The 11,652-nt window shown below is 70.1% G+C and carries 12 protein-coding genes; 4 read left to right on the top strand and 8 right to left on the bottom strand.

What is annotated here, in order from left to right:
- Positions 1 to 80 precede the first annotated feature (80 nt).
- The 6 genes from MBA17_RS08535 to MBA17_RS08510 are packed head-to-tail and all read right to left on the bottom strand — an operon-like array spanning position 81 to position 8,104.
- On the bottom strand, positions 81 to 1,538 hold the full coding sequence (locus tag MBA17_RS08535) for a sulfatase-like hydrolase/transferase (protein ID WP_238495753.1): 1,458 nt from the start codon (positions 1,536 to 1,538) through the stop codon (positions 81 to 83).
- Positions 1,538 to 2,470 carry a dihydrodipicolinate synthase family protein gene (locus tag MBA17_RS08530; protein WP_238495752.1) on the bottom strand — a complete coding sequence of 311 codons (933 nt, stop codon included), beginning with the start codon at positions 2,468 to 2,470 and terminating at the stop codon, positions 1,538 to 1,540. The genes MBA17_RS08535 and MBA17_RS08530 overlap by 1 nt, the downstream gene beginning before the upstream one ends.
- A gap of 30 nt (positions 2,471 to 2,500) precedes the next feature.
- Entirely contained in the window at positions 2,501 to 4,051 is a 1,551-nt protein-coding gene (locus MBA17_RS08525) for an ABC transporter substrate-binding protein (RefSeq protein ID WP_238495751.1), read from the bottom strand.
- A 34-nt stretch (positions 4,052 to 4,085) separates the two neighbouring features.
- The gene (locus MBA17_RS08520) at positions 4,086 to 5,033 is read right to left on the bottom strand and encodes an ABC transporter permease (protein WP_238495750.1); all 948 of its coding nucleotides are present in this window, start codon (positions 5,031 to 5,033) and stop codon (positions 4,086 to 4,088) included.
- Positions 5,034 to 5,942 carry an ABC transporter permease gene (locus MBA17_RS08515; RefSeq protein WP_238495749.1) on the bottom strand — a complete coding sequence of 303 codons (909 nt, stop codon included), beginning with the start codon at positions 5,940 to 5,942 and terminating at the stop codon, positions 5,034 to 5,036.
- A complete protein-coding gene (locus MBA17_RS08510; protein WP_238495748.1) occupies positions 5,939 to 8,104 on the bottom strand; it encodes a dipeptide ABC transporter ATP-binding protein in 2,166 nt (721 codons plus the stop codon). Before MBA17_RS08510 ends, MBA17_RS08515 begins: the two co-directional genes overlap by 4 nt.
- Before the next feature lie 142 nt (positions 8,105 to 8,246).
- On the opposite strand from MBA17_RS08510, the gene MBA17_RS08505 reads away from it, so the two are divergent.
- The 4 genes from MBA17_RS08505 to MBA17_RS08495 all read left to right on the top strand — a co-directional run bounded on the left by MBA17_RS08505 (position 8,247) and on the right by MBA17_RS08495 (position 10,562).
- Positions 8,247 to 9,005 (top strand): FadR/GntR family transcriptional regulator, encoded by a 759-nt coding sequence (locus tag MBA17_RS08505; protein ID WP_238495747.1) that lies wholly within the window; start codon positions 8,247 to 8,249, stop codon positions 9,003 to 9,005.
- Positions 9,006 to 9,021: 16 nt separating this feature from the next.
- Positions 9,022 to 9,150 (top strand): alkaline phosphatase family protein, encoded by a 129-nt coding sequence (locus tag MBA17_RS49265; protein WP_274385133.1) that lies wholly within the window; start codon positions 9,022 to 9,024, stop codon positions 9,148 to 9,150.
- A 322-nt stretch (positions 9,151 to 9,472) separates the two neighbouring features.
- Positions 9,473 to 10,273, top strand: coding sequence for a GNAT family N-acetyltransferase (locus tag MBA17_RS08500; RefSeq protein ID WP_238495746.1), 801 nt, complete (start codon positions 9,473 to 9,475; stop codon positions 10,271 to 10,273).
- Between the two features lie 136 nt (positions 10,274 to 10,409).
- Positions 10,410 to 10,562 carry a hypothetical protein gene (locus tag MBA17_RS08495; RefSeq protein WP_238495745.1) on the top strand — a complete coding sequence of 51 codons (153 nt, stop codon included), beginning with the start codon at positions 10,410 to 10,412 and terminating at the stop codon, positions 10,560 to 10,562.
- Positions 10,563 to 10,644: 82 nt separating this feature from the next.
- On the opposite strand, the gene MBA17_RS08490 is transcribed toward MBA17_RS08495, so the two are convergent.
- Both MBA17_RS08490 and MBA17_RS08485 read right to left on the bottom strand, forming a co-directional pair.
- A complete protein-coding gene (locus MBA17_RS08490) occupies positions 10,645 to 11,034 on the bottom strand; it encodes a nuclear transport factor 2 family protein (RefSeq protein ID WP_238495744.1) in 390 nt (129 codons plus the stop codon).
- Positions 11,025 to 11,603, bottom strand: coding sequence for a TetR/AcrR family transcriptional regulator (locus MBA17_RS08485; protein ID WP_238495743.1), 579 nt, complete (start codon positions 11,601 to 11,603; stop codon positions 11,025 to 11,027). Before MBA17_RS08485 ends, MBA17_RS08490 begins: the two co-directional genes overlap by 10 nt.
- Between the last annotated feature and the right edge of the window lie 49 nt (positions 11,604 to 11,652).

Genomic DNA, 11,652 nt, shown 5'->3' with positions numbered 1-11,652 from the left:
ACTAAAGCGGCGAACCTCGTTGCCCGGTGTCGGAGCCTGCGATGAGTTGTCACGATCGTCGTTCCTCTCCTCATGGGGGGTCACGAGTCGGTGCGGTGCCTGGCGACCGCGGTCGCGAAGAGCTCGCGCCGCGCGACACGGTCGTCCTCGGTGGTGATGCCGCGTTGCGGAGCGCTGAGGTCCACATAGGTAGGTGGGGTTCCGTCGTAGAGCGCCCACCGCGTAACAGCCTCGCGCAGCTGCCCGAGCGCATCACCGTAGGCGGGGTCGCTGAGAAGGTCGGTCAGCTCGTGCGGGTCGGCTGCCAGGTCGAAGAAGGACTCTCCGGCCGTCTCGGACCACAGAAGTTTGTACCGGTCGGTGCGGGCCATGCCCCCGGCGCCCAGCCGGCGGCGGGTCTCGGCGAAGACACAGTCGTGCCCGGCCACCGGGTCGGCCAGGTCGCGACCGGGCAGCGGTGACGCCGGCCGCACGCCGCAGCTCGCCAGGATCGTCGGGGCGATGTCGATCAGCGAGACAAGCGCGTCGGCGACATCGCCGTGTCGCCGCCCGCCCGGAAACTTGACCAGCAGCGGCACCTTCACCACCGGGTCGTACATCGGCCCGTCCTTGAGGAGCAGGTGGTGGAAGCCGAGGTACTCTCCGTGGTCGGCGGTGAAGATGATCAGTGTGTCGTCGTAGAGCCCGCGCTCCCGGAGCAGGTCGAGCAGACGGCCCACCTGGTGGTCCAGCTGCGTGATGGTGGCGTAGTAGTGCGCCATCACCCGTTGCAGCATCGGCAGTGTCAGCGGTTCGTTGTCGAAGTACTCCCGCCGGTGCCGCTGGTCGCCTGCCGGAATCGTGTCCGTCCAGCCCGGTAACGGGGTCAGCGTCGCCGGGTCGTACAGGTCGTCCCAGCCCGCGGGCGGGTCGAACGGGTGGTGCGGCTTGATGAACGACACGTGCAGCAACTGATCGGCGCCGTCGGACCAGCCGGCCAGCACGGTACGGGCCCGTTCGCCGATCCAGGTGGTGGAGTGCCACTGTTCCGGCAGGTCCGACCGTCCGCTACCGAAGGTCTCCCAGTACGACCGGGGTGCCTGCGCGCGGAACTCCTGCTCCTGGTCGACGAGGTCGGTCACCGGCGCCAGCCCTGCCGCGGCCAGTTCCCGGTGGTAGTCGTCGTCGTACCGGCCGGGCCCGTCCTGCTCGGCGAGCTGCATGTGGTCGTAGCCGACGTCGAGGTACGTCGGCGTGAAGTGCATCTTGCCGACCGCCGCCGTCCGGTACCCGGCGCGCCGCAACGCCCGCGGGAACGTGTCGACGCCGGGCGGGAGAGTGCAACGGTTCGTCCACCCAGAATGCTGGCGCACGTGCAGGCCGGACAGCAGCGAGTACCGGGATGGGGTGCAGACCGGGAACGGGCAGAACGCGTTGCGGTATCGGACGCCGTCGCCGGCCAGCCGGTCCAGGTTGGGAGTACGCACGTCCGGGTTGCCCGCGACGCCGAGGCAGTCCGCCCGGAACTGGTCGGCCTGGATGACCAGAACGTTGGGCATCAGCGGACCTCGTCGCCGAACCCGAGCCGGGCCACCTCGGCGCGTAGCCCGGCCAGCTCCTGCGAACCGGGCGACACCAGCGGCTGCCGGCATGGTCCGCAGTCGACGGCGAACAGCGAGCCGAGCGCCTTGAAGCCGGCCAGTTCGCCACCGTACGGCCCGGCCGCGTCGATGACCTGCTGTGCCTGGAGTTGGAGCCGTTGCGCGGCCGCCAGGTCTCCTTTGGCGGCGTGGTCGAGCATCTGACGGAACAGCGGGCCGGCGAAGTTGTACACCGACCCGATGGCGGCCCGGGCCCCCCACTGCCATGCGGCGAGCACCAGCTTGGCCACGCCGACGTAGATCTCCTGTTCCCCGCCCGCCAGGTGCAGGCAGCGTTGCAGGTCGATCATGTCGTTGTGGGCGAACTTGACCCCGGCGAAGGTCGGGATCTTCTCCCGCGCGGCCAGCAGAACGTCGCTGGCACGCAGGTTCACTCCAGTCACCGAGGGAATGTGGTAGTAGGTGAACGGCAGCGTCGGGGCGGCGTCCGCGATGGCCGCGCAGGCATCGACCAGCGCGGCCACTGTGTTGGGACGATGGAAGTACGGGGGGACCGCGGAGATCGCCTTCACCCCCAGCGATTCCGCGTGCGCCGCCAGCCGACCGGCCTCGGTGACGCTCGCGTGGCCGACATGGACGAGAACGTCCAGCCGACCGGCCGCGACCTCGCACCACCGCTCGACCAGCGCCATCCGCTCGGCGGTCGACATGGACGCCCCCTCGCCGGCGGTGCCGCCGACGAACGCCGCCGGCGACCCCCACGCGACCAGCGCGTCCGCCTGCTTCGCGACGATGTCGAGGGCGAGTCCGCCAGCCTCGTCGAACGGGGTGAACACGGCGGTGAGCAGCGCCATGTCCGGTCCGTCGGTGCAGTAGCCCAAGCGGGTCATGCGGTTCCTTTCGATTGGCCGACAGGCAGGTCAGGCCTTCGTGTTGATGAGGGTGACGAAGTCGCGGGGATCGGTGGCCAGGCCGGTGACGCGCTTGTCGAGCGCGAACAGCGACGGCTGGGTGGAGATCCCGATCGCCCAGGACTCCTCGGCGAGGACCTTGTTCAGCGCCGCGTACGCGGCCTTCTGGTCCTCCGGCGTGACCGCGGAGCCGGCCGCGGCCACCGCCTCGACGTACGCGGACGGCACCTGCTCGCGGAACGTCGTGTTCTCCTTGCCCGGCAGCATCTGCCGGCCCCGGGCGATCAGCGACGGGCTCTGCAGATTGTTCGGCTGCGCGGCGACGGTGCACTGCAGTTTGCTGGCGAACAGCGCCTCGAGGTACGCGGCCTCCTCCTGCGGCGCGATCTCCAACTCGAACCCGATCTTCTTCAGGTCCGCCTGGATGATCTGCAACACCTCCACGGAGGGGCTTCCTGAGGTCACGCCCGCGGTGGCCTTGCGCGCGCCGCCGGACTTCTCCAGCATCGCGGCCGCCGCGTCCAGGTCGAACCCATGCGAGTCGAGGTACGCCCGGTCGAACGCGGGCGACGTCGGCATGAACGCCGTGTAGATGGGGTCGCCGATGCCGAAGTTGACCTGCTTGATGATCCGCTCGCGGTCGATGGCCCGCGCCAGCGCCTGCCGCAGCAGCTTGTTGTCGAACGGCGGGATGGTGGCGTTCATGAAGAACAGGGTCATCCGGCCACCGCCCTCCACCAGGGTGAACCGATCCTTCAGCCGCTCGGAGTGCCGGAACCCGATGTACGCGGCGCCGTCGACGGTGCCGGACTCGAGCGCGGCCACCAACGCGTCCTCGTCGGTGAAGAACCGGTACTCGACCTCGTTGAGGTATGGCTTGCCCGCATCGTAGAAGTCGGGGTTCTTCGTCAGCGTCAGACGCTGGTTGCGCTGGAACTCCCCGAGCCGGAACGCCCCGGAGCCGGCCGGCTCGTGTTCCAGCTGCTTCGGGGTGTTCTTGTCCGCCGGAATCAGCGGGAACGCGAACATCCAGTCGATGACGAGCGTCTCCGGGGTGGGCGCCTTGAAGTCGACGCGCACGGTGCGATCGTCGACCGCGGTCGCCGTATCGATGAACGCGGACGGCTGCGCGAGGGTGAACGCGGTGTCGGGGTTCAGCGCCCGCTTGATCCCGGCGACGACATCCGCTGCGCTGACCGCCGCACCGGAGTGATATTTCGCCGCCCGCAGGGTGAGGGTGACCGACGCCTGGTCGGCGGCGAACTCCCACTTCTCGGCGCCGGCGGGGATGGCCTCGTACGTGCTGTCGGTCGGGTAGTCGACCAGGTACGTGTAGAAGGCATGGAGGTGGATGTCGGTGTTGGTGAGGTACGGGTCGAACTGCATGATCTTCGTCGTACCGAGCGTGAGCTTGCCGGCGTCACCGCCGGTGCTGTCACCGTCGCCGGAACCGCAGGCGCCGAGCAGCGGAGCCGCAGCGAGCGCGCCGGTGGCCGCCAGGCCGGTCCGTAGTAATGCGCGGCGGGAGATGAGGCGGGACTGTCGCGGAGAAATGGTCATGGTGGTGCCCTCTGAGGTGGAGTGGGGGTGGAGGTCAGGTGAGCCGGATACGCGGATCTAGGGCGCCGTAGGCCACGTCTACCAGGAGATTCAGCAGCAGGAACGTGGCGACGACGAACAGCACCCCACCTTGGACCAGGGCGTAGTCGCGTTCCCCGATAGCGGTGTAGAGCAGCCGCCCGAGTCCGGGGTAGTTGAAGACGGCCTCGATGACGACGGTGCCACCGAGAAAGCTGCCGAGCTGGAGCCCGACGATGGTGACGGTCGGCAGTGCGGCGTTCCGTACGGCGTGCCGGCGGATCACGTCCCGTTCCGGTACGCCCTTGGCGCGGGCGGTACGGATGTAGTCCTTGCCCATCACCTCGCCCAGCGAGTTGGCGAGGAACCGGGCGGTGACGCTGGAGGTGTGCACGGCGATGGCGGCCGCCGGCAGGATTGTGCTGGTCAGCGCGGCACCGGGGTCCTGCCACAGCGGCACGAAGTCGCTGGAGGCGGGCAGCCACCGCAGCTGCACGGCGAGCACGATGATGAGCAGCAGACCGAGCCAGAACGCCGGCACCGCCAGGCCCACCGTGAGGTAGCCCTGCAGGACCCGGCCGACGACCGAGTACGGCCGCAACGCCACCACGATGCCGACCGGCACCGCGATGAGCAGCGTCAGCACCAGCGTGAACCCGGCCAGCTGCACCGTCGCCGGGATCCGGTCCATCAGCTCGGTGAGCACCGGCTGGCCCGAGTAGTACGACGCGCCGAGGTCACCGGTGAGCGCGTGGCCGAGCCAGACCCCGTACTGCGCCAGGAAGGGCCGGTCCAGCCCCATCCGGGCGCGGGCCGCGGCCAACTCGGCGGCGGTCGCGTCTTGGCCGATCAACACCGTGGCCGGGTCGCCGGGCAGCAGGAGTACGAACGCCCACACTGCGACCGACCCGAGCAGCAGCACCACCGCGAACTGCAGCAGCCGGCGAACCAGATAGCCGTACATCTACACCGCTCCTCTGCCGAGGCCGCGCGCCGCCGCGCGCGGCCCGCCGCCACCGACCGCAAGCTGCAGGCCACGCCCGATCCGTTCCAGGAAGAACACGGTGGCGGCCAGGCAGATCCCCGGGAACAGTCCGTAGGTCGGACTCTGGTACAGGTACGAACGGGCGTCCTGGAGCATGCCGCCCCACGATGGCGCCGGCGGCGGAGTGCCGAGCCCGAGGAAGCTCAGCCCCGCCTCGACCACGACCGCCATCGACGCGGTGATGACGAACTGGACCATGATCGGACCGAGCACGTTCGGCAGTACGGTGCGGGCCATCGTGTCCGGCGTGCTCGCGCCCATCCCACGGGCCGCCAGCACGAAGTCGCGCTCGCGTACCTCCAGGGTCGCCACCCGGGTCAGCCGGGCGAACTCCGGTATCGCACCGATCCCGATCGCCAGGATCAGGTTGAGCCGGCCCGGCCCCAGCACCGCGATGATGACCAGCGCGAGCAGAATCCCGGGCACCGCCAGCAGCAGGTCGACCACCCGCATCGCGACCGCGTCGGCCCACCGCCCCAGATACCCGGCGACAAGCCCCAGCGGGACCCCGATGCCCGCGCCGACCGCGGCGGCACCGGCCGCGACGAGCAGCGAGCCGCGAGCGCCGTGGATCATCCGGGAGACGATGTCCCGGCCGAGCTGGTCGGTGCCGAGCAGGTGTGTCCCGGACGGGCCGAGCAAGGGCTCGCCGCCCTGCACGGCCGGGTCGAACGGCGCGACGATCGGCGCGAGCAGCGCCATCACCACGAGCGCGGCCAACCCGACCGCACCGACGACGGCGGACCGGGACTGGGCGAACCGGCGTGCCGCCGCCAGCCGTCGCCGTCGGGGCGCAACCGTCGGGGCGCCGGCGGGTAGCGCGCTCATGTGCCCACCTGCGGTACCAGATCGTGAACTTCGTCGGCGAAGTGGCAGGCCGTGTGCCCGCCGGCGACGGAACGGAGCAAGGGTTCCTCCTCGGCACAGCGGGCCGCCGCGATCGGGCACCGGGTACGGAAGCGGCACCCCGACGGCGGGTTCACCGGACTGGGGACGTCACCGCCCAGCGGCACCCGGCGCCGGGTCTCACGGCCGACCGGATCCGGTACCGGCACCGACGCCAGCAGCGAACGGGTGTAGGGGTGGCGCGGGTCGTCGTACACCCGGGTCACCGACCCGGACTCGACGATCTTCCCGAGGTACATGACCGCGACCTGGTCGGCGACCTGGCGGATGACCGAAAGATCGTGGCTGACGAACAGGTACGCCATCCCGGACTCCCGCTGCAGGTCCGCCAGCAGGTTCAGCACCTGCGCCTGCACCGAAACGTCCAGGGCGGACACCGGCTCGTCGAGGATCAGCAGCCGGGGCCGGGATGCCAGGGCCCGCGCGATCGCCACCCGCTGGCGCTGCCCGCCGGAGAACTCCGCCGGGAACCGGTCGGCGTGCTCCGGCCGCAGTCCCACGCGGCTGAACAGCTCGCGCACGTCTTCCCGGCGCCGCGCGCGGGGAAGGCGCTGCAGCCGCAGCGGCTCGGCCACGTTGTCACCGACGGTCAGGCGCGGATTCAGCGAGGCGTACGGATCCTGGAAGACCATCTGCGCGCGCCGCCGAATCCGCCGCAGGCCGGCCCGGCCCGCCCGCCCGACGTCGTCGCCCTCCACGAGGATCTGCCCGCCGGTCGGATCCACCAGCCGCAGGACGAGCCGCGCGAGCGTGGTCTTGCCACAGCCGGACTCGCCGACCAGGCCGAGCGTTCCCCCAGCCGGGATGCGCAGCGACACCCCGTCCACCGCGTGCACCCAGGCGGTCGCCCGCGCGAAGACCCCGGATCGCACCGGGAACCGGCTCACCGCATCCCGGACCTCCAGGACCGGCACGGTCGACTCCGGTGCCGCGTCGCCGGCACCGGCCGGCGTGGCCACCGGCTCCGCCGCGTCGCTGCTCAGTGGCTGCGCGCCGGCTCCCGTTCCGGGCCTCGCCGCCGCCTCGTCCGGGAAGTGACAGGCGCTCGCGCCGGTACCGGCGTCGTCGGCCCGCAACTCCGGCCGGGTCTGTACGCAGACGCTGCGGTCGCGGGCGGTGGGACAGCGCGGCGCGAACGCACACCCCGGCGGTATCTCGGTGAGGTCGGGCGGCTGTCCCGGGATCGGGAGCAGCCGTTCCGCCGTGCTGTCGAGCCGGGGCAGCGAGCGCATCAGGGCGGCGGTATAGGGGTGTCGCGGCCGGGTGAAGATCGAAATGACGTCGCCGGTCTCCACGATCCGGCCGCCGTAGGTCACGGCGACCCGGTCGGCGGTCTCGGCGACCACTCCGAGATCGTGGGTGATCAGCACGACCCCGGCGCCGGTCTCCTCCCGCGCCAGCCGGAGTACGTCGAGGATCTGCGCCTGGACGCTCACGTCCAGCGCCGTGGTGGGCTCATCCGCGATCAGGACCTTCGGGCGGTTGGCGATCGCCATGGCGATCATCACCCGCTGGCACATCCCCCCGGAGAACTGGTGGGGGTACTGGTCGTAACGGGCCCGCGGATGGGGCACGCCCACCATCTCGAGCAGCTCCACGACGCGCTCCCGCGCCGCGTTGGCCGTCAGGGCCCGGTCGTGCACCCGCAGCCCCTCGGCGATCTGCTCGCCGACTCGCTGGACCGGGTTGAGGGCGGAGATGGCGTCCTGGAAGATCATCGCCACGTCACGCCCGAGCCGCCGCCGCAGCTCCGCCTCCGGCAGGGTCAGCAGATCCACGCCGGCGAGCATCACCTCGCCGGAGACCCGCCGCAGGTTCGCCGTCTGGAGCAGGCCCAGCGCGGCGAGCACCGAGACGCTCTTGCCCGACCCGGTCTCCCCCACCACGCTGAGCGTCTCGCCGCCGTAGACGTCGTAGCTCATCCCGTCGACCGCGCGTACCACGCCCGCCGGCGTCGTGAACTCGACAACCAGGTTCCGTAAGCTCAGCACCGGCTGGCAGGCACCGCGATCCGGCACGATGGGCATGGTGCCGCTGTCGGCGATGTCGTCTCGGACCACACCATCCAGGCCTCCACCTGACACCGACGACCTCCTTCGCACCGGAATACCAGCGCGTTGCTGCAAGATGTCCTACAGATTTCGTTACCGTAGGCTGCGCCTATCACAGTGTCAAGACTGGCAAGATATCCTACAAGTTGATACGAAGGGGAAGGTCATTCAGAACGTGGCGACTCGAGCGGACGACGGGCAGCCGGACTTCCGGCGGCTCGACAACAGCCCTCCGCTGCACAAGATCGTGCAGCAGGAGATCAGAAACTACATCCTCAAGATGGGCCTGCGCCCCGGTGACCCGCTCAAGCCGGAGTCCGAACTGGCCCGGCTGTTCGGGGTCAGTCGCAACTCGGTCCGCGAGGCGGTCAAGGCGCTGGAGTCCACCGGCGTCCTGGAGACGCGTCGCGGCAGCGGCGTCTATGTATGCCACTTCTCCTTTACTCCGCTGCTCGACCAGCTCCCCTACGGCCTCATGCAAGACCATCGCGCACTGCGAGAGTTGGTCGCGTTGCGGAAGACCCTCGAATCCAGCCTGGTCGCCGACGCGATGCGGGCCATGTCGCCCACGAGCGTCGCCGCGCTGCGAGAGAACCTGGACACGATGCGCAGGCTCGCCGAACAAGGGAAGGGCTTCCCTGAGCAGGACCGCCAGTTCCACCAGCTGCTGTTCCGCGATCTCGACAACGGGATGCTGCTGAGACTGTTCGACCAGTTCTGGCTCGCCTTCCACGCCGCGGCGCCACCGTCGCGCGGTCGCACGCCGATGGATGCCTACCACGGCCACGCCGTCATCTACGAAGCGATTCTCAGTGGCGATCCGGACCGGGCGCGTGCGGCGATCCATGACCACTACATCGGCATAGAATCCAAACTCACCGAGAACTCGCCGCCGGAAACGCCGCCGGCCGAGACAACCACGGAGTCAGGTTGACCGGCGGCTCGCGCTGGTGCGTGGAGCCAAACGCCGGCCGAGCATCGTCCTGATCGTCTCCGACGACCACGGGTACGCCGACCGCGGCGCGCTCGGCATCCATCCCGACGTACGGACGCCGGCGGTCGGCTTGCCCACTGGATGACCTGGTTGCCCTCTCGATCGAGGCCCGGGGACATGCGCGGGATGATCTTGCCCTGCCCAGTGAAGCTCGTGTGCGGCTCCGGTGCCGAGCGCTGGCCGGTGTTCGAGCCGTCGGGGTCGCCGAGCAGCGCGTCACAGAGGTCGGCCCGGCCCGTCTCTTTGAGGAATTCGGGTGGCCCAGGCCGATAGGCCGGCGCGCAGAGCGCCGTGATCGTCCGGCGGCGACTCCGGGCGCGGGCGCTCGACCGCCGCGTCCGGCCAAACTGACGGCGGCGGCTCCCCTGCCATGTCACCATCGACATCCACGACGTTGAGGAGCTTGCGTGACCGACCTCGCAGACTCGATCGAATCCATGGAGCAGCTCGCCGTCGTCTGGCGTGCCTTCGTACTGGACCGGGATCCGGACGCGGACGTGCGCGACCTTCCGGGCATCGCCGTCCGCTGGGCCGACCACCGGTTCACGTTCTGGAACTGCGTCACGCTGACCGACGCCGGCGCGGACGCGGGCCTCTTGGAGCGGCGTCTGCACCAGGCGGCGGACATCATGCGCTCGAAGACGAATTCGGGCCTCCTGTGGCTCTTCGAGGACCTCGTCAACGACGACGCACGCGCCACGCTGCCGGCGGCGGCCGGGCGAGCCGGCCTCGAGTACGCCTTCCCCGGCACCGGCATGGCCGGCGACCTGCTCCCCATCCCCGAGCCTGCGCACCCCGAACTGACTTTCGTGCGCGTGACCACGGACGAGCAGCTGTGTTCCTACGCGGACCTCAACTCGCGCGCTTACGGCTTCCCCCTGGAGGACGGCCGCGACGGACTCGTCGGCTCCACGCTGTGGACGAGCAAGGTTTACGCCTACCTGGGCATGCGGGGCGACGTTCCGGTGACATGTGCCGCGACGATAGAGGCGGAAGGCCGGCTCTTCGTCGTCCTCGTCGCCACAGACCCGGAGTGGCAGCGCAGGGGCTATGCCGAGGCGGTGACGCGGAAGGCGCTGTACGAAGGCGCCCGGGCCACCGGGCTGACCCGCACCACTCTGCACGCGACCGTCGCGGGAGCGCCGGTGTACCCGCGTATCGGCTTCAAGCCGAACTCACCGATGCACTTCTTCGGCCTGAAGAGCTGATTTTCCGGCATGGCGGCCGATCGGCCATTCTTCGGTCAGCGGATGGTCCGATGCACGGGGCCTGGCCCACCACGTACCCGGCCCGGCCGACGCCGTGATGGGCAACTCTGCGATCTGAAAGACCGACGTCCCGGCCGTGTTCGCCGCGATGCACCAGGTCCTGCGCCCGGGCGGACGCTTCGTGCTCAACGTCGGCGGCGGCTCGGTCCTGATCCCCGGCCCGCTCCAACACCGGCTCCTGCGCCTGCTCGACATCGATCCCACCCTGCCACGCCGGCTCACTCTGTGATCCGCAAGGCCAGCCAGCGCAGCATTCACCCACATGCGAAGAACAGGGCTAGCGGCCTCTCGGGACAGGCGCCGAGCTCGACCTAGGATCCTGGCGGCGCCCAGCTCGCGGTGTCGGTGATCTGGACCAGTTCGGTGATGCGGCCTTCGCGCAGCGTGAGCGCGTGGGCGAAGGCCGCGTCGAAGGCCTGCCCTCGGGCGCGGGCCGTACCGCGGTAGTGGCCGAGCACGACGCAGCGCCCGTCATCCGCCCAGAGGTACTCCTCTGGTACCGGCCTGGTGTCGTAGGCGGTGAAGATGACGCCCCAGCAGTCGCGAAAGGCCGCCTGCGGGCCGTGGTGCACGCCGCCGACCCCGAGGGGCATGCCCTCGCTGACCCGCAACACGAAGTCGGGGTGGAGGGCCGAGAGCATCAGCTCAACGTCGGCCTTCTCGAATCCCTCGTAGAGCTTTTCCACCAGTTTTAGAGACATGTCGCTAAAACTAGGGCAAGGGCGGCGGTTTCCGCCATCTCCGCGGCCGAATCCGGGATGGGCTCCCCTGCCTGCAGGTGCCGCCGCACTGCGGCGAGTGGCACGTCGACCAGTGCGAACACCATGCGCTCCAGGTCGCAGTCGCTGCGCCTGGCGAGCTCGGCCATCGCCCGCGTCGTCGCGTCGTTGAGCCTGGACAGCTCCTCGCCGAGCTCGTCCGGCCAGCGCGCACTCAGGTTGCGCACGTGTTGCGTGAGCAGCAGCCTCGCCTCGTCGGGATGGGCCGCCGACCATCGAACGGTGTGCGCGGTTGCCAGCCGTATGGCCTGCTCCAGGTCTTGGGTCGCAATCGCTTGGAGGAAGCCCTCCTGGAAGCGGCGCACGGTCCTGACCCACAGGTGGGCCAGCAGCAGGTCGCGCGAGCCGTACCGGTGGTAGATCGAGCCGCTGGGCGCGCCCAGCCGGGCCGCGATCGCGGTGATCGTCACCGCCTTGTGCCCGCTCTCGGCGGCGACGGCCGCCGCGGCGTCGAGGATCTGGTCGGGGTCGAACTTCGCTGGGCGTGCCACCCCAGCACGGTAACGACTCCCTTCGCCCGCTGCGCAACCCGACACATCC

The organism is Dolomitihabitans soli (assembly GCF_022213955.1).
Classification (GTDB): Bacteria; Actinomycetota; Actinomycetes; order Streptosporangiales; family Streptosporangiaceae; genus Streptosporangium_A; species Streptosporangium_A soli.
Note: the sequence above shows the minus strand (reverse complement) of the source record. Positions and strands in the feature narration are given on the sequence as shown.

Bases quoted from the DNA above. Each gene is read 5' to 3' on its own strand.
- MBA17_RS08535 (WP_238495753.1), bottom strand. From the start codon at position 1,538: ATGCCCAACGTTCTGGTCATCCAGGCCGACCAGTTCCGGGCGGACTGC.
- MBA17_RS08520 (WP_238495750.1), bottom strand. From the start codon at position 5,033: ATGTACGGCTATCTGGTTCGCCGGCTGCTGCAGTTCGCGGTGGTGCTG.
- MBA17_RS08490 (WP_238495744.1), bottom strand. From the start codon at position 11,034: ATGTCTCTAAAACTGGTGGAAAAGCTCTACGAGGGATTCGAGAAGGCC.
- MBA17_RS08530 (WP_238495752.1), bottom strand. From the start codon at position 2,470: ATGACCCGCTTGGGCTACTGCACCGACGGACCGGACATGGCGCTGCTC.
- MBA17_RS08515 (WP_238495749.1), bottom strand. From the start codon at position 5,942: ATGAGCGCGCTACCCGCCGGCGCCCCGACGGTTGCGCCCCGACGGCGA.
- MBA17_RS08525 (WP_238495751.1), bottom strand. From the start codon at position 4,051: ATGACCATTTCTCCGCGACAGTCCCGCCTCATCTCCCGCCGCGCATTA.